General features: G+C 46.4%; 22 protein-coding genes and 1 riboswitch (1 of these 23 cut by a window edge). Of the genes, 9 read left to right on the forward strand and 13 right to left on the reverse strand.

Going from position 1 to position 19,308, the window contains the following annotated elements; genetic code table 11:
• A protein-coding gene (locus tag F0U83_RS14745) for a methyl-accepting chemotaxis protein (RefSeq protein ID WP_138988993.1) crosses the window boundary here: on the reverse strand, positions 1–1,456 show its 5' portion. The gene continues 101 nt to the left of window position 1, outside the view; 1,456 of the gene's 1,557 nt are visible here — the first part of the coding sequence; the start codon lies at positions 1,454–1,456; its stop codon lies off the left edge, out of view.
• 130 nt (positions 1,457–1,586) lie between these two features.
• On the opposite strand from F0U83_RS14745, the gene F0U83_RS14750 reads away from it, so the two are divergent.
• The 3 genes from F0U83_RS14750 (at position 1,587) to F0U83_RS17445 (ending at position 2,693) form a co-directional block, all read left to right on the forward strand.
• Entirely contained in the window at positions 1,587–1,853 is a 267-nt protein-coding gene (locus F0U83_RS14750) for a DUF5062 family protein (RefSeq protein WP_138988994.1), read from the forward strand.
• 73 nt (positions 1,854–1,926) lie between these two features.
• Positions 1,927–2,496 (forward strand): sigma-70 family RNA polymerase sigma factor, encoded by a 570-nt coding sequence (locus tag F0U83_RS14755; RefSeq protein WP_138988995.1) that lies wholly within the window; start codon positions 1,927–1,929, stop codon positions 2,494–2,496.
• Between the two features lie 26 nt (positions 2,497–2,522).
• Positions 2,523–2,693 carry a zf-HC2 domain-containing protein gene (locus F0U83_RS17445; protein WP_476703675.1) on the forward strand — a complete coding sequence of 57 codons (171 nt, stop codon included), beginning with the start codon at positions 2,523–2,525 and terminating at the stop codon, positions 2,691–2,693.
• Here the strand turns inward: F0U83_RS17445 and F0U83_RS14765 are convergent.
• The 9 genes from F0U83_RS14765 to F0U83_RS14805 all read right to left on the reverse strand — a co-directional run bounded on the left by F0U83_RS14765 (position 2,690) and on the right by F0U83_RS14805 (position 11,724).
• A complete protein-coding gene (locus F0U83_RS14765; protein WP_170221937.1) occupies positions 2,690–3,751 on the reverse strand; it encodes a GGDEF domain-containing protein in 1,062 nt (353 codons plus the stop codon). The two genes, F0U83_RS17445 and F0U83_RS14765, sit on opposite strands and share 4 nt — an antisense overlap.
• A gap of 218 nt (positions 3,752–3,969) precedes the next feature.
• On the reverse strand, positions 3,970–4,185 hold the full coding sequence (locus F0U83_RS14770; RefSeq protein WP_170221939.1) for a hypothetical protein: 216 nt from the start codon (positions 4,183–4,185) through the stop codon (positions 3,970–3,972).
• A gap of 54 nt (positions 4,186–4,239) precedes the next feature.
• A complete protein-coding gene (thiC, locus tag F0U83_RS14775) occupies positions 4,240–6,117 on the reverse strand; it encodes a phosphomethylpyrimidine synthase ThiC (RefSeq protein WP_276469570.1) in 1,878 nt (625 codons plus the stop codon).
• 8 nt (positions 6,118–6,125) lie between these two features.
• The gene (thiD, locus tag F0U83_RS14780; RefSeq protein ID WP_138988999.1) at positions 6,126–6,980 is read right to left on the reverse strand and encodes a bifunctional hydroxymethylpyrimidine kinase/phosphomethylpyrimidine kinase; all 855 of its coding nucleotides are present in this window, start codon (positions 6,978–6,980) and stop codon (positions 6,126–6,128) included.
• Positions 6,969–7,060: riboswitch (TPP riboswitch) on the reverse strand. Its footprint overlaps the gene before it by 12 nt.
• Before the next feature lie 381 nt (positions 7,061–7,441).
• Complete coding sequence (locus F0U83_RS14785) at positions 7,442–8,458, reverse strand: MJ1255/VC2487 family glycosyltransferase (RefSeq protein ID WP_138989000.1); 1,017 nt, start codon at positions 8,456–8,458, stop codon at positions 7,442–7,444.
• Positions 8,455–8,988, reverse strand: a complete 534-nt coding sequence (locus F0U83_RS14790) for a phosphatase PAP2 family protein (RefSeq protein WP_138989001.1) — start codon at positions 8,986–8,988, stop codon at positions 8,455–8,457. The genes F0U83_RS14785 and F0U83_RS14790 overlap by 4 nt, the downstream gene beginning before the upstream one ends.
• Before the next feature lie 85 nt (positions 8,989–9,073).
• Positions 9,074–9,994, reverse strand: coding sequence for an alpha/beta hydrolase (locus F0U83_RS14795; RefSeq protein ID WP_138989002.1), 921 nt, complete (start codon positions 9,992–9,994; stop codon positions 9,074–9,076).
• A 7-nt stretch (positions 9,995–10,001) separates the two neighbouring features.
• Positions 10,002–10,814 carry a bifunctional DNA-formamidopyrimidine glycosylase/DNA-(apurinic or apyrimidinic site) lyase gene (mutM, locus tag F0U83_RS14800; protein ID WP_138989003.1) on the reverse strand — a complete coding sequence of 271 codons (813 nt, stop codon included), beginning with the start codon at positions 10,812–10,814 and terminating at the stop codon, positions 10,002–10,004.
• A 19-nt stretch (positions 10,815–10,833) separates the two neighbouring features.
• Positions 10,834–11,724, reverse strand: a complete 891-nt coding sequence (locus tag F0U83_RS14805; protein ID WP_138989004.1) for a DMT family transporter — start codon at positions 11,722–11,724, stop codon at positions 10,834–10,836.
• A 135-nt stretch (positions 11,725–11,859) separates the two neighbouring features.
• Here F0U83_RS14805 and F0U83_RS14810 point away from each other — a divergent pair, with 135 nt between their 5' ends.
• On the forward strand, positions 11,860–13,284 hold the full coding sequence (locus F0U83_RS14810) for an aminotransferase-like domain-containing protein (RefSeq protein WP_138989005.1): 1,425 nt from the start codon (positions 11,860–11,862) through the stop codon (positions 13,282–13,284).
• A 25-nt stretch (positions 13,285–13,309) separates the two neighbouring features.
• On the opposite strand, the gene rpmG is transcribed toward F0U83_RS14810, so the two are convergent.
• The 3 genes from rpmG to radC form a co-directional block, all read right to left on the reverse strand.
• A complete protein-coding gene (gene rpmG / locus F0U83_RS14815) occupies positions 13,310–13,480 on the reverse strand; it encodes a 50S ribosomal protein L33 (RefSeq protein ID WP_138989006.1) in 171 nt (56 codons plus the stop codon).
• An 11-nt stretch (positions 13,481–13,491) separates the two neighbouring features.
• Positions 13,492–13,728: a 50S ribosomal protein L28 gene (gene rpmB / locus F0U83_RS14820; RefSeq protein ID WP_138989007.1), complete on the reverse strand. Its 237-nt coding sequence runs from the start codon at positions 13,726–13,728 to the stop codon at positions 13,492–13,494.
• A 172-nt stretch (positions 13,729–13,900) separates the two neighbouring features.
• Positions 13,901–14,575 (reverse strand): RadC family protein, encoded by a 675-nt coding sequence (radC, locus tag F0U83_RS14825; RefSeq protein ID WP_138989008.1) that lies wholly within the window; start codon positions 14,573–14,575, stop codon positions 13,901–13,903.
• Positions 14,576–14,688: 113 nt separating this feature from the next.
• On the opposite strand from radC, the gene coaBC reads away from it, so the two are divergent.
• Genes coaBC through slmA form a run of 5 tightly spaced genes read left to right on the forward strand, consistent with a single transcriptional unit; the run spans position 14,689 to position 19,287 of the window.
• On the forward strand, positions 14,689–15,894 hold the full coding sequence (gene coaBC / locus F0U83_RS14830) for a bifunctional phosphopantothenoylcysteine decarboxylase/phosphopantothenate--cysteine ligase CoaBC (protein ID WP_138989009.1): 1,206 nt from the start codon (positions 14,689–14,691) through the stop codon (positions 15,892–15,894).
• Entirely contained in the window at positions 15,891–16,346 is a 456-nt protein-coding gene (gene dut, locus F0U83_RS14835; protein WP_138989010.1) for a dUTP diphosphatase, read from the forward strand. The genes coaBC and dut overlap by 4 nt, the downstream gene beginning before the upstream one ends.
• Positions 16,347–16,367: 21 nt before the next feature.
• Positions 16,368–17,756, forward strand: a complete 1,389-nt coding sequence (locus F0U83_RS14840) for a phosphomannomutase/phosphoglucomutase (protein WP_138989011.1) — start codon at positions 16,368–16,370, stop codon at positions 17,754–17,756.
• A 21-nt stretch (positions 17,757–17,777) separates the two neighbouring features.
• Positions 17,778–18,680: an acetylglutamate kinase gene (gene argB / locus F0U83_RS14845; protein WP_138989012.1), complete on the forward strand. Its 903-nt coding sequence runs from the start codon at positions 17,778–17,780 to the stop codon at positions 18,678–18,680.
• A 10-nt stretch (positions 18,681–18,690) separates the two neighbouring features.
• Positions 18,691–19,287, forward strand: coding sequence for a nucleoid occlusion factor SlmA (gene slmA, locus F0U83_RS14850; protein WP_138989013.1), 597 nt, complete (start codon positions 18,691–18,693; stop codon positions 19,285–19,287).
• Positions 19,288–19,308 lie beyond the last annotated feature (21 nt).

Here is a 19,308-nt window from a genome sequence, read left to right on the forward strand (position 1 = left end):
TCGCTGATAAGCTTCTTAAACACTCGACATTTTTTTGAATTTCATCAATCACGGCAGTTTGCTGCTCAGCAGCGCTGGACACACTGATAGAACGCTCAGCGATTCCTTCTATAGCGTGCTTTAAAGCCAAAAACATCTGGGACACCTCATCAGAAAGCTGCCTACTTTCATCTACACTGCCTTTGGAGGTTTCTAACTTATTAACAACCGCCGATACGGCGTTAACTATGCCTAGTACCGTTTCCCTAACGCTGTTAGTCGACTCTTTTGTACGCGTTGCCAATGTTCTCACTTCGTCTGCCACAACCGCAAAACCTCGGCCATACTCCCCAGCCCTCGCGGCCTCAATAGCTGCATTAAGTGCCAGCAAGTTTGTTTGCTCAGCTATGCTGGAGATCACTTCGATAACGTGTTCAATCTCTTTGGTACGCTCTTTTAACAAGAGCGCTTCTTCAGCTGCTTCTGAAACCTCTTCAGATATAGAAAGTGATGAAGAAACCATCTGCTTGAGATACCTAGTTCCTTGATCTGCACTTTGATGCGCTTCTTGGATCACAGCTGAGGTATCCGACATATTATTCGCGATCTCCACCGCTGATGACGCTAACTGGGTAACGGCAGTTGCCACCATATCCGTCTCTTGATCTTGCTGAAGTAACCCCTCTCGAGTTCGACGAATAACTTTCTCAGTAACTTGTACCGTTTTATCGAGCTCCCCCGAATAATCCTCAACCCTGCCTAAAACGGTGCGAATTCGAGCACTTTCCATCATAAGCGCAAGTTGTACTTGCCCCCATTCATCCATCGAATCGGAAAATACTTTTTGAATTAATACATTCTCGACAACGGTTGCACTACTGCGCTTTGTTCGTCCAAGGGGCTGTAACAAAAGAAAATACAAGATACCAGCAGCTGATACTTGGGTAAGTAAAAAGCCCACCAGCTCGACCCAAAGTTCCTTAATACTCAAGAAAGAAGCAAATAACACCGAAATAAAAAGCAAACTTACGCAAACCTTACGCATAGTGGAGCGAGAAGTAAAAGAGACCGGCTTTTTGTTATTGATTGCCGAATACAGATCATAAGTACGAGTAACTAGCGCGGATGGAGGGGCCACGCGCACAGACTGATACCCTACTTTCTTCCCATCCCGATATATTGGCGTAACGTAAGCATCAACCCAGTAATAATCACCATTCTTACAACGGTTAACTACAATACCTCGCCATGCTTTATCTTGAGCGACCGTTTTCCATAAATCCGCAAATGCGACTTTGGGCATAAACGGGTGCCGGACAATACTATGTTGCTGCCCAACTAACTCTTCACGAGTAAAACCACTCACGGAAACGAAATCATCGTTCGCGTAAGTAATGACACCTTTAAGATCGGTAGTTGAAATCAGACGATGATTTAGAGGGATATGAACAGCCTTCCCTGTCAGACCTGTGACCATTTTGACCTTCCTTGACCGCTTGAGGATATCGATTCATAACCTTGTAGCTAAATAACTACAAAAATACGGTTGCGCTCGAATGCATGTTAGTACATAACTACCTTAACGCAACTAATTCTAGGCATCTTTCATGAAACTTAAGCCAAAACAGGAAGCTCAGCTTCTTAAAGAAGCTCTCAGAGTCGGGGCGATCTATGTAGATAAACGAGGTGCAGGCCAGTTTGAAGCAACGGACAGCGCATCAAAAAAAATCTCCTTGCTATACCAACTACTAGTTCACGATCAACTAATCACACCATTGAATAACGCCCAAGCAACTGAACCGAATATGAAACATAAACTTGCGTTGTGGATTTACAGGCAATTACCTGATGACCACCCTTTGAAAACAGATTAGATCCCATTATTATCAGTATACCTTTGGCACTATTTTTCAGATCGCACCTTCGGCCAATATTTGTTGGACTCATATGACATCATCTTATACATCAAGATTTGAGACGCTTAGACCAAAGCTTATCGCTTTCTCGCTATTACAAGTTCAAGATCGAGAACATGCCGAAGATTTAGTCCAAGATGCCTTAATCGCTGCATTAGAAAACATTGATAAATATGAGGGCAGTGCTCAATTTGACACATGGGTATACGGCATTCTTCGACATAAATTGATTGACTATATACGCAGAACTAAGCGAGAAAGAGAAAGGTTCGTTTCTGACGACCATGAAATAGATATCGACAGCCTGTTTGATAACAGAGAGCACTGGGACGCGGACTCCAAGCCTGAACAATGGAAAAGCCCTGAAGACTTGCATTTGAGGAGCGATTTCTGGGAAGTATTCGACCTATGTATGTTACACCTGCCCAGCAATACCGCCAGAGTATTCGCATTAAGAGAATTAATGGATCTCGAAACTGAAGAGATATGCGAATGCCTCGACATCTCCGAACAGAACTGTTGGACCATCTTACACAGAGCTCGATTAAAACTGCGTGGTTGCATTGAGAAGGGCTGGTTTTTGAAGGGGAGCCCCGTATGAAATCCTGTAAAAAAGCATCCTTTTTAATGTCAAAGCAACTAGACGCCCCCTTATCCTTAACGGAAAAACTTTCCTTAAGTGTGCATATCGCTATGTGCAAGAACTGCTCAAGGTGCAACCAACAATTGAAACAAATTCAAAATACATGCCGCCAACGGCACAAGAAAGAGATAGAAGACACTAAGCAAAACCACTAACAAACGCGGTTTCGCCCCCCCATTTTAGCTGCATATAAAGCCGTATCCGCTTTCTCAAATAATGTCTTAGCCGTTAAAATTTCATTGTCACACATGCAAGACAAGCCGATGCTGATAGTAACAAAAGGCAACACCGGCGACACTTGATGCTCCATTCTGGCATTGGCAACAGCCTCCCTTATCTCTTCGGCGAGACTTTGGGCTGCTCCAGCCGTTGTCATGGGCAATATAACAACAAACTCCTCTCCTCCATATCTCGCTATAAAGTCAGAGGGCCTTTTAAGATGACTGCGCATCACATCCACTACACTTTTTAAGCATTGGTCACCGTATTGGTGGCCATAGTGATCGTTCAGAAGCTTGAAGTGATCAATATCAACCAGCAACAATGAAAGCGGAGCATGCTGCCGCTTTGCCCTGGACCACTCCCGCTCAAGCACCTCATCAAACGTCCTTCGGTTTGCGATACCGGTTAATCCGTCAATGGCGGACAGGGTATGCAGGCGCTCAGCCAACTGCTCAGCCTCATGTTTTTGCGCTAGCAACTCTTGCGCGGTACGCTTCCCTGCTCTGACATCCATTTCCAATTGTCGATTTAAGCTCATCACCCTGTCTTTTTCATTTTGCAGTGCCATATACAAGCGATCATTAGATAGCTGATGAATAATGGACTGTCGAAGCACCTGATACATTTTCCGTGACGAGATAAGGTTGAACCCATAGAACGCAGTCGATAGGAGCCCTAATAACTCGAATTGCCCTGATTGACTGACAAACAAGAAAATAAGTGGGAACAAAAGCGCCGTAAGGTAGGCAACATACACCCACCATACCGCTGCCATCATACCGATAGCGACCGTTGCAAGCGCAAAGCCAATCGACAGTATCACCATCGACTCACTCAGTGGCAACATTCTAATAACATAATTTAGAGCAGCTCCCCAAAATGCCCCACCCGCTACACAAAGTACACTAAAAAAGACTATCCACTGACGCTCACTAAACTGCTTGTAGACGGTTTCCCTAGCGCCGTACATCCACCGAAGCAGCAACCTCAAAAGGCAAACACCAACTAGACCTATAAACCAGATTAAAACATACCAAGCATCTAGATATGGCCAGTAAAAAGCCGTGGCACACGCGCCTAAAAAAATATTCCCTGCTACCGCGATACAAGTATTATGAAATACCGTTTCTATTAGGCGAGTTTTAAGCTTGGTGTGGGAGAAGTTACTCATAATACGAAAATACGTGCTCTAAGATACCAGAAAACAGGTCAGCCACGCTGAGCCCTCTTATCAGAAGCCCTATCCAATGCACCGTATTGGCGCTCATAAGCATCCGGGTCAGATTTCCAGAGTCGGTAAAGCTTGCGATCTTGCTGAGCAAGTAGCGGTGGGCGCTGCTTTCGCTGCCTAATTGCCTGGTAAGTGACAGGCAAGAAGGCTAGGAGCACAAACGCACCAACCGCGAGATATTTCCATTCAATCATCGACATTTGTCTCTAGGAAAATTTCCTATAGGTTAGCCGAAAAGAGAGAAATAATTAAACTTTGTGATAAATTTCTGCACCGCTTGCCTTAAACTCAGCGGACTTCTCTTCCATTCCCTGCTCTACTTGTGCCGTCATTGCCGCCACTTGCGTTTCATCTAAGTCCCGAACCTCTTGAGATATTTTCATAGAACAGAACTTTGGTCCGCACATTGAGCAAAAATGAGCCACCTTTGCAGACTCTTTAGGAAGCGTTTCGTCATGGTAAGCACGTGCCGTATCAGGATCCAAACCAATATTAAACTGATCTTCCCAACGGAACTCGAAACGAGCTTTTGACATTGCATTATCTCGAATTTGGGCACCTGGATGCCCTTTCGCTAAATCCGCCGCATGAGCAGCAATCTTATAGGTGATAATACCTGTCTTTACATCATCCTTATTGGGTAGACCCAAGTGTTCTTTTGGCGTCACATAACACAGCATTGCACAGCCATACCAACCAATCATTGCAGCGCCAATACCGGAAGTAATATGGTCATATCCCGGTGCGATATCAGTTGTCAAAGGTCCTAATGTATAGAACGGTGCTTCATGGCATTCCTGCAACTGTTTATCCATGTTCTCTTTGATCATATGCATCGGTACATGCCCTGGCCCCTCGATCATAACTTGAACATCATGCTTCCACGCGACTTTGGTCAACTCACCTAAGGCTTCTAATTCTGCGAACTGAGCCTCATCATTTGCATCATATACGGATCCAGGACGTAACCCATCACCTAATGAGAAGGCGACATCATAGGCTTTGCAAATTTCACAGATCTCCTCGAAGTGGGTGTAAAGGAAATTCTCTTCATGGTGAGCAAGACACCATTTAGCCATGATCGAACCCCCTCGGGAGACGATACCGGTCATACGTTTTGCCGTCATCGGGACATAGCGCAGCAACACACCCGCATGGATGGTAAAGTAGTCCACCCCCTGCTCTGCCTGCTCGATCAAAGTGTCACGGAATACTTCCCAGTTGAGATCCTCAGCAACACCATTTACTTTCTCTAATGCTTGGTAAATAGGCACTGTACCAATAGGAACGGGTGAGTTACGCAGTATCCATTCGCGAGTTTCATGGATATTTTTTCCGGTCGACAAATCCATTATCGTATCGGCCCCCCAGCGTGTACCCCACGTCATCTTCTCGACCTCATCTTCAATGGAAGAGGTCAGCGCAGAATTACCAATATTGCCATTAATTTTCACCAAAAAATTACGACCGATAATCATTGGCTCTAATTCAGGGTGATTGATATTGCAGGGGATAATAGCTCGACCCTCGGCAACTTCCTGGCGCACAAACTCCGGCGTTATTTCATTGGGCAAGCGTGCACCAAAACTATGACCTGGATGTTGTTGCGCGACTAGATGACCTTCAGCCTGCGCTTTAGCAAGCTTCATATTTTCACGAATAGCGATATATTCCATCTCTGGGGTAATAATCCCCTGACGTGCATAATGCAGTTGAGTGACATTCTTTCCCTCTTTTGCACGTCTCGGCTTGCGCGTCAGCTCAAAGCGCAGCTCGTCCAAACGCAAGTCAGCCTCACGTGCGCGACCATATTCTGAAGAGAGGTGACTAAGCTGCTCCGTATCCGCCCGTTCCTCAATCCAAGCACTGCGCAGGGGCACAAGTCCTTTTCGAACATCAATCACCGCATCTGGATCAGTGTAGGGTCCAGACGTATCGTATACATAAAGTGGCGCGTTTGTTTCCCCACCCATGGCAGTCGGCGTGTCATCTAGAGAAATTTCTCGCATTGGTACGCGGATATCCGGACGGCTACCTTCAATATAAACCTTACGCGATTTCGGAAAAGGCTGTACGGACGCTTGGTCCACAACGGCACTTTGACTCAACATTGTGTTATCAGACATAACTCACCCTACTTAATATTATTTCTCTCAAAGGATTCCCAAAGGAGTGAAAAGTGATGCAAAGGCCCAGAACCTTGCCCCACCTGAAGCTGATCGGCGGCCAAAATAGCCCCTGATATATACTCTTTAGCGAACCTAACCGCTTGAGGCACTGCTTGCCCTCGCCCAATTCCCACAGCAACGGCTGATGCCAACGTGCACCCTGTCCCGTGCGTATTTTTTGTATGTGTTCGAGCAGATCTCAGTTCAATGACCTCCGTACCGTTTGATAGAAGATCTATCGCTTCGTATTGGGAAGATAAATGCCCCCCTTTGAGCAGCACCCATTCAATCCCCAAATCATGTAATGGATTAAGCAGCTCATACATGCCTGCTAGCGTATTCGGCACTACGCGTTGGGCAAGGAAAGCAGCTTCAGGGATATTGGGAGTGACAATGCGGCAGCGCGGCAACAATGCGCTTTTGAGCAAGCTTTCACCTTCAGAGTCCAACAAACGAGTACCACTACTGGAGGTAATGACAGGATCAATAACCAAAGGGATAGGCTGGTAGTTATTTAAGGTTTCAATAATCGCAGCGACATTATCACCCGACCCTAGTGCCCCCAGCTTAATAGCACGCACAGGCATATCATCCAATACAGCGGTAAGTTGGGCAGTTACTTGGTCAGCTGGAACAGGATAGGACGCTCTAACACCACAGGTATTCTGTGCCGTTAAAGTAGTAATAACAGTGGCACCGTAAGCACATAATGCCGAGAAGGTTTTAAGGTCTGCTTGAATGCCAGCCCCTGCCGAAGTATCAGAGCCAGCGATTGTAAGAATAACAGGAGGACTACACGAATCATCTAAAACTTGGGACATCTCGATTCCTACGCCAGTGTTAACTGGATCAGGTTCAGCGGGTTTAATCTCAGCCCAATTAGGCACCCCGACAAGATTTACAACAGTGTAAGGCTAATTAGTGTACCTGTCCATGGCTAACCTGTAAGAAATTATGAACAACTATTCAACAATAACCTAATAAAAATAGGACTTTTTCCTATATAAAAAAAAGTCAGAGTCGCCATAATAAGAAGTGTGGATCTCCTGTTCAAGGAACGAATTCAAGGACGGCCAAGGCAAGCGGAAGGGACAAACGGAAGCTCGAAAGGATACACCAAACCGCAAGGAAAATGGATGCCATGATTGAAGGCTTTATAAAGGAATATAAAGCCTTCGCACCTCTACTTCATGTAAAATATAACCACCAGCCATCATTATTTTATCCAAAACACGCCAAATCAGCAGCAAATAGATTCAAGTACACCAACAGCTTTGTAACTTTAACCCCAAACGTCCTTGGCCATTTGATCAATAGGTTTCGTACATCCGTTTGCAATCCAGTCCGACAGATGGGATGCCACATCAGGAAAGCAACGTGGCTCAGGATGTGAAGCGCTTAGCCACTCACTGATAACCTCTGCATCTAGCTCTTTAATAATGGTCGCCAAGCCTAAAGATTGTAAGATACATGCATTAGATGCCTGCTCAGTTTGCCCTTTCATTGGCTTACTGAGTAATTTTTTACCATATTGCATAGTTTCACTGGCTAAACCAAATCCACAATTTGTAATAACACCCGAGCACGCTGCCAAATCCCTTTCAAATCCCTCTCTGCTCAGCGGTAAAAAATGGACATTACCTTTAACGCTTGGTCCGCTCACATCAGCATATACATGAAATTGATGATCAGGAAAGCCACTAAACCAGTAGTACAATGTTTCGTCTCGCTCATGAGGCATGTAAACCAGAACTAGGTTTTGCTCATCCGTCGATTCAAAACGAGGGGGTTGTATCAAAGGAGGAACAATGGCGCCGCCAAAGTGATCCCAATGCACACCAACCGCCTTCTCAACAGGTGCGAATAGTTTCACACCCGGCTTTAATAATTTAGATCGATAACGATCCGGTAAACTATGCAGAAATGCATACTGATGCGCTAATCCTACGCTTGGCTTTTTCTTGAGCTTTGCAGCCCATGCGGTGACAGGCTCAAAATCAGATAACACCAAATCATATGCATCCAACTCCAATGAGCGCGCATCCTGAAGCAGCTCCCATATACTATTTTGCATCAGCGTTTTCATGAGCTGAACCTTCGCTCCTTCACCCATGCAAAAAGTTAAACCACGTCTTACCTGAAACGCTTTAAAGGGTTCCATATCAAACAACTTCTCAGCAGGTCGCCCGCTAAAAAGATAATCCACCTCTACACCTGCTGCTTCTAGCGCGGGAGCCATCACTCGCGCACGCGTAATGTGTCCATTTCCTGTTGCCTGAACACCGTATAGAACCTTCATACACCAACCCCAAGAAGCTGAAACACAACTTCAGCACATACAACGCCAAGTGCTGCTCCCGCGACAATATCTGAAGGATAATGCACTCCCAGCATCACTCTCGACAGGCCAATCAGGGCCGCTACCGAATAGGCCAGAAAAAACAGCTGTGGATAAAATTGAACCAGCAAGGTCGCAAATACAAACGCTGCCGCTGAATGTCCTGATGGAAAGCTAAACTTATCTGAGGGTTGAATCAGTGCATCAACGCCTGCCAACTCGCTTGGGCGACAGCGTCTTATTGTATTTTTTAGTAACAGATAGAGAGGAAGCTCCAGCAGATAAACGATCAAGCCTGTTTGTAAAAATAATGAACCGTTATTCGGCTCAAAGACAGCAAGTAACAAGCCTGCAATAGCATAGGCGAAGCCGTCACCTAAACGAGAGACACAACGGCTAAAATACGCAACACCCGAGTGCATATTGCGATAGGCCTGAAACCAGTGGAACGCTAGTGTATCCAGAGAATGAAGCGCCTGAAGTGATCGCATCACGGCCCCCTATGCTAGAGTGATGCGCTATTATCTCAGCCCAAAGGTGACGCTTTTGTTACACCTGTTTTAAAAGTTTATGACGCTATTGAGCTTTGGACGGCAGAACGACATTGGCGATCTCGTTGACCACTATTTCAGGATTATCCCAAGGCAGCATATGCCCACCTGGTAATTTAACCAAACGTAAAGGTTGCGCTAAGGCTTTAACCAGTCGCTCGCTATACTCCCAAGACAGCACTTCATCCTTATCACCGTGCAAAACGGTCAAACTAAAGGGGTAACGATGTTGACTGATACCCAACCGGCACGAGAAAAGGCTAGACAATGTCGCCAAAGGATAGTCAAACACGATAAGAGGATCATGATTGATCTCTTTCGCAGCGGGATGCCCTGCGAGCAGCTGCTCATAATCAATTAAAGACTTCAAGGGAAGCTTCAAACCCGGAACAAATTGAGCAACTCCCCACGTCCACTGCCAACCCAACATATGTACAAAGTCAGGTGCAATTTCTGGCACCAAGAGTGTTCCACAGACTACGCCTTCGATTCGCTCATCCGATTCAGCACAAGCAACCGCTAATAAGGAGCCAATCGAATAGCCATAGATAAAGATATCACCCGTGAAGCGTTCACGTAGACGATCTATCAATAGACCCACCGATGCCTTCACGTCGTTAACGCTATAGCGCCCTCGACTACCTCCAGAGTATCCATGGCCAGGATAATCTAAACCAACCGCATGAATACCTTGAGACGCCAACTTAGCTAATAGCTCAGCATAAAGCTCAACGTAGGTACCAATGCCGGGTAAAAAAATAACCAATGGAGATTGAATGTCTGCCGCTTCATAAAGCTCACAGTGAACTGGACAATCGCCCAAATTAAACACTTCCCGCTGTGAGAGATAGTTTTCAATACCTAACTTTTCGCGCAATCGACTACGATGCTGAATAGGACACAAACTACCAGGGAAAGATGATACAGATGAATCAGATGCGGACATAAAGGACCTATCGCTGACAAAAACTACAGAAGACCGTACTACGCTGCCCCAAACGCACCTCTTTCAAGCGTTTCCCACACTGTGGACAGGGGGCCCCGCCACAGCCATAAACATTTAAAGATTGCTGGAAATAACCCGGCTTACCTTGAGAATCCACGAAATCTTTTAGCGTCGTACCTCCCTGCTCTATCGCCCGAGACAGCACTTTTTTGATCTCTGAGACAAGTATAGCAATTCGAGCTGAAGATATCTTGCCAGCCGCTCTACGCGGATCAATGCCAGCAGCAAACAGGGCTTCATTAGCGTAGATATTTCCCACACCAACAACAACGCGACTGTTCATAATGAGCTGTTTAATAGCTACAGAGCGATTTTTGGCTTGGTTTGAAAGATAAACTGTATCAAATGCATCACTGAGAGGCTCTGGGCCCAAATGAGAAAGCAAAGGGTGCGTTTCGCCCAACGGTTGCCATAACACAGCGCCAAAACGACGCGGGTCGGTCAACCGCAAACATACGCCATCGCGGAGTAACAAATCTACGTGATCATGCTTACCAGGCTCTCGGCCATCGGATATGACACGCAAGCTACCGGACATGCCTAAATGCACAAGCACACACCCTTTAGGTGTGTTCAGCATCAGGTACTTGCCTCGCCGTCCTACGGAGGTGATAACCTCTCCGACAATACTCTGTAACGACTCCACGGGCACAGCCCAACGAAGCTGCGGTTGCCGGATATCCCATCCAGTAATAATCTGTTGAGCAACATAAGGCGCTATTCCACTACGCGTGGTTTCTACTTCAGGTAACTCAGGCAAACATAACCTCTAATTGCACTTATACCGAACGGGCCGATGGTCTTAAGACTAAATAAACACCCAGCACAGTAATCATAATACCTAGTAGCGAATAGAGACTGAGGGACTCATCAAAGAGTAGCCACGCCTCCAACACTGTCACAGGGGGTACCAAATAAAAATAGCTGGCCACTCTAGCAGCCTCACCTTCCCTGATCATATACATTAGCAATAGGATAGCAGATACAGAGAGGCCAAACACCAACCATCCCAAAGCCAGTATTAATTCGACTGAGATCACAACTTCCCGCGTTTCAGTTGTAAAAGCTAACACTCCCATCCACAGAGCCGTCGCCAAATACTGATAAAAAGAGCCCGTCATAAGATCAACACCGCCACCAAATCGTTTCTGATAGAGGGTGCCGATAGATATCCCCAAAAGAGCAACAATCGCAGCCACAACCGCCATTGGATGAAACGACAACGTACTTAGCTCTTTCCCACCCGTCAGTACCACAGAGACACCAATCAACCCTAAAACAAGCCCGACTCCCTGCATGCGACTGAGCGGCTGTTGTAACCAAAACCGACCAATCAGCGCCGTCAATATAGGTTGCAACCCCACGACAATCGCCACGACCCCCGCTGGCATATCCCACTTAATTGCCGCAAACACTCCCCCTAGATACGCTGCATGTACAAGGGAGCCTGTCACCATCTGATGCAGACCTTGCCGCCCTGTTGGCCAATGAGACTTTAAAATAAATATCAAACAGAGAAAAACACAAAGGGTCATCAACATGCGAATAAACAACATGTAAAAAGGCTCTATATAAGGCAGGCCATACTTGGCACCAATAAAACCGGTGCTCCATAGCAAAACAAAGATGAAAGGGATCAATGGAATAAACTTGGCGCGTAAACTAGACATACTGAATACTCTCTACAAAGTATCCACAGCTTAACCCAGCTCTATTGGGGTAAAAAGAGACAACAACACTGCTTTTTTTAGGGTACAGTTCATTTACCACCTCATTTATGAGCAAATAAATCAGAAACTGTACCCATGAAAGTCTACGAGCAGATTATCATCTACATTAAAGATCAGATTGCAGCAGGCGCACTCAGGCATGGCGACAGGGCCCCTTCGGTCAGGCAACTCTGCGACACCCTTGGCACAAGTAAGAACAGTGTAATTCGCGCCTATCAAGCACTAGAGTCCGAAGGACTGATAAACGCCTATCCCAGAAAAGGGTTTATCGTCTCCAGCACACCCCATGTAGACAAACCACCCTCACCCCGTCGGGTTGTGCTTGGTGCTACAGCGCTCGACATTATCGGCCCAGCACAAAAAGCGGCTAACGTTGCCTTTGGTAGCGCCAACCCCGAAACCGCATTCAAAGGTAGAACAGCATTCTATAAACAACTTAGCCGCCTGACTCGTAAAGAGCTGACATCCCCGGCAACTTATACGCATTACCAATCTCCTCCCGGCAATCAATTGTTACGCCAACAGATCGCCAGAAAAACACATTCAGGCCTTGCGGAGCTCGATCCCGAAGAAATTATCATCACCAATGGTGCACAAGAAGCTATTTCGTTAGCTCTGAGAAGCCTTACCTCTACAGGCGATATAGTGCTTGTTGAGTCGCCCTGTTTTTACGGTATTTTACAATGTATCGAAGCTTTGGGGTTACGCGTCATTGAGTTACCTTCCTCAGCCAATATCGGCATTCAGGTAGAGCAGCTTGAACAGATACTGCAACAATGGTCGGTTAAAGTCGTTTTGCTAAACCCACAAGCAAACAACCCCCTAGGCTTTATTATGCCAGAGGAAAACCAACGTAAATTATTACAGCTATCATACCTACATCAGTTTTATATTATCGAAGATGATGTGTTTGGAAGCCTAATTCCAACGCCCCAACGTAAGCAAACACTCAAAGCAATGGATACGCAAGGACGTGTCCTGCTCTGTAGTGGGTTATCAAAAATCTTAGATCCAGACATTCGCATTGGCTGGATAGCCGCTGGAGTTCAATTCGACCAAATCAATTACTTAAAATATGTTACAACACTAGCAACCTCAGGCCTTCTTCAACAGGCTGCTGCACTTTGGATGGCCTCTCCAGATTACGACAGACACATAAGACAGATTCAAAATCGTTATCGCCAGAGAAAAGTAGTCTTCGCCGAAGTACTTCGCAGAGTCTTTCCACCTGAAGCCGAGATCATAGTCCCTGACGCAGGTTTTCTCTGCTGGATCTCGCTTCCATCAGGCTGTTCGGGAGATCGCATCTTTGATCAAGCCAAATCTTTTCAGATTAGTATTACGCCCGGAAGCTTGTTTGGTACAGAAGGACAGTTTCGCCACTGCATACGACTGAATTTTAGTAGCTTCACGCAAACAGATCTTCAAATGAATGCACTGCTTCATTTATCCAAACTACTCAGAGAAGAGATTTTACGAGCACAAAAAAACCCGGACTAGCCGGGCTTTTTACGAAGCAAACATCTTATTTGATTTTAGCTTCTTTATACATAACGTGCTGGCGAATTACAGGATCAAACTTTTTGATCTCAAATTTTTCAGGCATGTTACGCTTGTTTTTGTCAGTGGTGTAAAAATGACCAGTGCCTGCAGAAGAAACCAGACGGATCTTTTCACGATTACCTTTAGCTGCCATCGTCTAGCTCCTTATACTTTTTCGCCACGAGCACGAAGTTCAGCCAGAACTGTGTCGATGCCTTTTTTATCAATAATACGCATACCTTTAGAAGATACACGTAGACGTACGAACTTGTTCTCGCTCTCGACCCAAAAACGGTGCCAGTGCAAGTTAGGCAGGAAACGACGACGCGTTTTACGCTGCGAGTGGGAAACATTGTTTCCGGTTACTGGGCGCTTGCCAGTAACAACACAAACTTTAGCCATGTTTAAAACCTCAAAAATAGATCAATAATAACTCTCATCGGATGTCTATCGGCTACCTAATTTACCTCGTAGCCTCAGGCGGAGCGTCCAATACACCGAACAATTTCCCGTACCAGTCATAAATGAGAGGCGCGCATTGTATAGAAAACCAACAATAGATGCTAGCTTTTCGTTAAATTAATCCCCTCTCTGCAAAGGAAACCACTTCGGAATCCCCTACGATCATATGATCCAAAATACGCACATCCACCAGCTGACAAGCAGAAACCAATCGCTGCGTTATCTGCTGATCTGCTATTGAGGGTTCAGCAACACCAGAGGGGTGATTATGAGCCAGTATTAATGCAGCAGCATTAAGAGAGAGCGCCTTTTTAACCACCTCACGAGGGTAAACGCTCGCAGCATCTATAGTGCCAAAAAAGAGTGTTTCAAAACGAATAACACGATGTTTGTTATCAAGAAAGAGACATGCAAACACTTCTTGCTGATAATGGCGTAGCTGCGCTTGCAAGTAATGCCGGACCGCTTGAGGACTGTCCATTAAATCACCCCGCTCGATGGTCGCTAACAAATGGCGACGACTCATCTCCAAGACCGCCTGCAACTGAGCATATTTTGCCGAACCTAAGCCGGGAGCCTCACAAAACGCCTCTTGAGAACTTTCCAGCAACTGCCGCAAACCACCAAACCGATTGAGTAAATTACGCGCCAAGTCTACAGCACTGACACCTTTAATGCCTGTACGTAAAAAAATCGCTAATAGTTCCGCATCAGAAAGCGTCACCGCTCCTTGGAGTAACAGTTTTTCACGAGGCCGCTCATGCGCTGGCCAATCTGTAATTGCCATCCACTTTTCCCTGTGTTGTTAAGATAATCCAGAAGGAGGTCTACGCAAGAATCCTTCGAGATGCTATCTTACACACCTTTGACGGAACAGCGTATTAACAGGCGCCCCAAGGTATGCATAGACTTACTAACAAACAGATTATTTTAGGAATTACGGGTGGAATAGCTGCCTACAAAAGCGCTGAACTTACGCGTTTATTAAAAGGCGCAGGCGCAGATGTTCGTGTCGTTATGACACCTGCCGCTACGGAGTTTATTACACCGTTAACGTTGCAAGCACTCTCTGGGCACCCCGTACACCTTCACCTACTTGATCCTGAAGCGGAAGCAGGCATGGGCCATATCGAGCTAGCAAAATGGGCCGATCTTATTGTTATCGCCCCTGCCAGTGCAGACTTCATGGCGCGTTTGGCCAATGGCATGGGGAATGACCTATTAACAACGATCTGTTTAGCAACAGATGCCCCCATCTGCTTAGCCCCTGCGATGAACCAAGCGATGTGGCGTGCGCCACAAACCCAGCAAAATGCTGAGGCTTTGCGACAGCAGGGTATAACACTGTGGGGGCCCGGTGTTGGCGAGCAAGCCTGTGGAGATACAGGCCCTGGGCGAATGATCGAGCCTCTAGAGATTCTTGATGCTGTTAGCAATTGTTTTGATACAGGTACATTAGCAGGGCTTCGCGTACACATTACCGCGGGGCCAACACAAGAGCCCTTAGACCCTGTCCGCTATATATCCAACCATAGCTCAGGCAAAATGGGATATGCGCTAGCACAAGCAGCGACCGATGCAGGAGCAGCCGTTACCCTGATCAGTGGCCCAGTCAACTTAGCCCAGCCCGACCACGTTAAACGCATCTCAGTAACCACCGCGCAAGAGATGCTCAGCGCTTCATTAGCAAATATAGATGACTGTGATATTTTCATTGCCTGCGCAGCGGTTGCTGATTATCGACCAACCGCTATTGCTGAGCATAAAATCAAAAAAGGCAATGAGGAGATTATGGAACTACATCTGGTAAAAAACCCAGATATCGTGGCAACCGTCGCCTCGCTAGAAAACAAGCCTTTTACTGTCGGCTTTGCCGCAGAAACGCGAGATGTTATCAACTACGCCCGAGGAAAACTCGCCAAAAAAGGGTTGGATATGATCGTCGCCAATGATGTATCACAAGCAGGTATCGGTTTTAATAGTGATGAAAACGCCGTAACGCTGGTGACCGCTAACCAACAAACCAGCATTCCTCAAACAAGCAAACGTCAACTTGCCGTACAGTTGATTGAACAGATTGCTAAACACTATAAGACATCAAAATGAAAAAAATACAGGTAAAAATTCTCGATCCTCGCATTGGCGACAGCTTCCCCCTACCCGCTTATGCAACTCCAGGCTCTGCAGGCATGGACCTTCGTGCGTGTATTGAAAACGATTTGATACTAGCGCCTGGCCAAACAGAGCTAATTCCAACAGGGATCGCCATCCACATAGAAGACCCTTCTCTATGCGCTATGATTCTGCCGCGCTCAGGGTTGGGCCACAAACACGGCATTGTGTTAGGCAACCTCGTTGGGCTCATTGACTCGGACTACCAAGGACAACTGTTCGTTTCTTGTTGGAACCGAGGTAATACGACCTTCACCATTGAACCCGGCGAGCGTATCGCTCAAATGGTATTAGTACCCGTCGTGCAAGGTGATTTTGAAATCGTCGACCAGTTTTCTGATTCAGAACGAGGTGACGGTGGTTTTGGGTCATCAGGGCGCTCTTAATTGATTAAAGGACTCGATGACATGGAAATGCCGCTATCCAACCTAGATCACACCCTCTTTAGAGCTTATGACATTCGGGGTATTGTTGGCGAAGCACTGACCCCTGAGATGGTATACCACCTTGGTCGAGCTTTTGCGGCTGAGGCTTTAGCTAACAACCTAAGCCAAGTTACGGTCGCTGCCGATGGCCGCCTATCCAGCCCATCATTGAAAGAAAATCTGATCAAAGGCTTACTCTATGGTGGTGTAGATGTTCAAGATATAGGCTATGTTCCAACTCCCGTCCTCTACTTTGCGACGTATCATACCGATAGCCAAACAGGGATCATGATCACAGGTAGTCATAATCCAGCCAACTATAATGGCTTCAAAATGGTCATGTCCGGAAATACATTGGCAGAGGGCGAAATACAAGCACTCAAACATCGAATGTTGCAGCAAGACTATTCGCAAGGCAATGGTACACTGTCACGCGCAGATGTGAGCACACGTTACCGAAAGCGCATTCAAGATGATATTCAACTGGGTCGCAGACTAAAAATTGTAGTGGACTGCGGCAATGGGATTGCGGGCAATATCGCCCCCGTATTACTGGAGCAACTAGGGTGTGAGGTCATCCCCTTATATTGCGAAGTCGATGGTAACTTTCCCAATCATCACCCAGACCCTGGCAAGTTAAAGAATTTACGTGATTGTATTACAGAGGTACAAACCCACAGCGCTGATATAGGCCTTGCGTTTGACGGCGATGGGGATCGAGTAGGCGTCGTCACCGCAAGCGGAGATGTGATTTACCCAGACAGGTTGATGATGCTATTCGCGGAGGATGTACTTCAACGCAACCCCGGTTGTGAGATCATATATGATGTCAAATGCTCACGATTACTTCATGAGACGATCCTATCTAAAGGCGGTAAGCCCACTATGTGGAAGACCGGTCACTCTCTCATCAAGCGTAAAATGAAGAGCACAGGCGCACTACTCGCGGGTGAGATGAGTGGGCATATCTTTTTTAAGGAGCGCTGGTTTGGTTTCGACGATGGCCTCTATAGTGCGGCACGTCTTCTGGAGATACTCGCAAACACCAACCGCTCCCTAGATGACATATTTAGCCACTACCCCATTAATATAAACACACCTGAACTCAATATTGACGTCAACGATGAAACCAAATTCGACCTAGTCTCACGACTGCAAAAACAGAGTTACCCTGAAGGAGAAGTCAGCCAAATTGATGGCCTGCGGGTTGATTATCCAGATGGCTGGGGGCTAGTCAGAGCCTCAAACACAACACCGGTCTTAGTGTTACGCTTTGAAGCAACCAATGAAATAGCACTGACTCGTATTCGTCAGCAATTTCAGACTCGATTACTGGAGATTGATCCTGCGTTGATCATCCCCGATGAATAAGTTTTGGGAGAAACCAAAAAAATGCCTTTAAATAGAAAACAGGCGATGACCACCGCCGAAGTGTTAAGCGAAGCAGTACCTTATATTCAGCGTTTTGTCGGTAAGACAATCGTTATCAAATATGGCGGAAATGCGATGACCGATGAAAAGCTAAAAAACAGCTTCGCTCGGGATATCGTCATGATGAAATTAATTGGGTTGAACCCCATTGTCGTTCATGGGGGCGGCCCACAAATTGGCGACCTACTCAACAAGCTTAATATTGAATCTCACTTTATTAATGGTATGCGCGTGACGGACTCTAAAACCATGGATGTGGTTGAAATGGTGCTCGGCGGCATGGTGAATAAAGAGATTGTAGGGCTAATCAACAGTAACGGCGGCAAAGCGATCGGCCTAACAGGTAAAGATGGCCACCTATTAGGTGCGCGCAAACTCAGAGTGAAACACAAAACCCCCGAAATGGAAGCACCAGAAATTATCGATATCGGCCATGTTGGTGAGGTGGAGCACGTTAACACCGCTGTGCTAAATATGTTGGCCGACTCTGATTTTATCCCTGTCATTGCACCCATTGGTGTAGGCCCTGATGGTGCATCTTACAACATCAATGCTGATTTGGTAGCGGGTAAAGTTGCTGAAGTCCTCCAAGCTGAAAAGCTCATTCTGTTAACCAACATTGCAGGTTTAATGGACAAAGAGGGGAATGTATTAACCGGTTTATCAACCGAGCAAGTAGATGCTTTAATTGAAGACGGTACGATCTACGGCGGGATGTTACCCAAAATAGACTGCGCATTGAGTGCGGTAAAAAGTGGCGTAGTGAGCGCGCACATCATCGATGGCCGCGTGGAACACTCCTGTCTGCTAGAAATATTCACCGATGAAGGGGTTGGTACACTCATTACTAACCACACGTTATAACAGGGCAGTCATGAGCGAAAACAAACTATCCCGTCGAGAACAGATCTTGCAAGCATTAGCAAGAATGCTAGAAGGCAACCCGGGGCAGAGAATCACGACAGCAGCGCTGGCGAAAGAGGTCGGTGTATCTGAAGCTGCGCTATACCGCCACTTCCCTAGTAAAGCACGTATGTTCGAAGGGCTGATCGGCTTTATCGAAGAGACACTTTTCTCTCGTGTCACCTTGATTACTCACTCAGACAGTCCAGCCACGCGCCAATGTGAGCAAATACTCACACTGATTCTAGCGTTTGTGGAGCGTAATCCAGGCATGGCACGCATTCTGACAGGTGACGCCTTATCAGGCGAAACCGACCGTTTACGCGGCAGAATTCATCAACTATTTGAGCGGGTAGAGACACAACTAAAACAAGTATTGCGCGAAGCAGAAGCAAGAGAAGGGCTCAGAACCGTCTCCACAGTGGGCATTAGTGCCAATCTAATGACAGCCGTAGTTGAAGGCCGAATCAGGCAGTTTGTTCGCAGCGAGTTCCAAAAGCGCCCCACCGAAAACTGGAATGACCAATGGCAACGACTAGCGGCTGGGGTGTTCAGACCACTGACCTAAAGCTTGAAGCCGGCACTTAAG

Source organism: Neptunomonas concharum (assembly GCF_008630635.1).
In the GTDB taxonomy this organism is placed as follows: domain Bacteria; phylum Pseudomonadota; class Gammaproteobacteria; order Pseudomonadales; family Balneatricaceae; genus Neptunomonas; species Neptunomonas concharum.

Bases quoted from the DNA above. Each gene is read 5' to 3' on its own strand.
- F0U83_RS14840 (WP_138989011.1), top strand. From the start codon at position 16,368: ATGGAAATGCCGCTATCCAACCTAGATCACACCCTCTTTAGAGCTTAT.
- argB (WP_138989012.1), top strand. From the start codon at position 17,778: ATGCCTTTAAATAGAAAACAGGCGATGACCACCGCCGAAGTGTTAAGC.
- F0U83_RS17445 (WP_476703675.1), top strand. From the start codon at position 2,523: ATGTCAAAGCAACTAGACGCCCCCTTATCCTTAACGGAAAAACTTTCC.
- F0U83_RS14770 (WP_170221939.1), bottom strand. From the start codon at position 4,185: ATGATTGAATGGAAATATCTCGCGGTTGGTGCGTTTGTGCTCCTAGCC.
- F0U83_RS14810 (WP_138989005.1), top strand. From the start codon at position 11,860: ATGAAAGTCTACGAGCAGATTATCATCTACATTAAAGATCAGATTGCA.
- F0U83_RS14805 (WP_138989004.1), bottom strand. From the start codon at position 11,724: ATGTCTAGTTTACGCGCCAAGTTTATTCCATTGATCCCTTTCATCTTT.
- dut (WP_138989010.1), top strand. From the start codon at position 15,891: ATGAAAAAAATACAGGTAAAAATTCTCGATCCTCGCATTGGCGACAGC.
- rpmG (WP_138989006.1), bottom strand. From the start codon at position 13,480: ATGGCAGCTAAAGGTAATCGTGAAAAGATCCGTCTGGTTTCTTCTGCA.
- slmA (WP_138989013.1), top strand. From the start codon at position 18,691: ATGAGCGAAAACAAACTATCCCGTCGAGAACAGATCTTGCAAGCATTA.
- F0U83_RS14785 (WP_138989000.1), bottom strand. From the start codon at position 8,458: ATGAAGGTTCTATACGGTGTTCAGGCAACAGGAAATGGACACATTACG.
- thiC (WP_276469570.1), bottom strand. From the start codon at position 6,117: ATGTCTGATAACACAATGTTGAGTCAAAGTGCCGTTGTGGACCAAGCG.
- thiD (WP_138988999.1), bottom strand. From the start codon at position 6,980: ATGTCCCAAGTTTTAGATGATTCGTGTAGTCCTCCTGTTATTCTTACA.
- F0U83_RS14750 (WP_138988994.1), top strand. From the start codon at position 1,587: ATGAAACTTAAGCCAAAACAGGAAGCTCAGCTTCTTAAAGAAGCTCTC.
- radC (WP_138989008.1), bottom strand. From the start codon at position 14,575: ATGGCAATTACAGATTGGCCAGCGCATGAGCGGCCTCGTGAAAAACTG.
- F0U83_RS14795 (WP_138989002.1), bottom strand. From the start codon at position 9,994: ATGTCCGCATCTGATTCATCTGTATCATCTTTCCCTGGTAGTTTGTGT.
- F0U83_RS14790 (WP_138989001.1), bottom strand. From the start codon at position 8,988: ATGCGATCACTTCAGGCGCTTCATTCTCTGGATACACTAGCGTTCCAC.
- coaBC (WP_138989009.1), top strand. From the start codon at position 14,689: ATGCATAGACTTACTAACAAACAGATTATTTTAGGAATTACGGGTGGA.
- rpmB (WP_138989007.1), bottom strand. From the start codon at position 13,728: ATGGCTAAAGTTTGTGTTGTTACTGGCAAGCGCCCAGTAACCGGAAAC.
- F0U83_RS14755 (WP_138988995.1), top strand. From the start codon at position 1,927: ATGACATCATCTTATACATCAAGATTTGAGACGCTTAGACCAAAGCTT.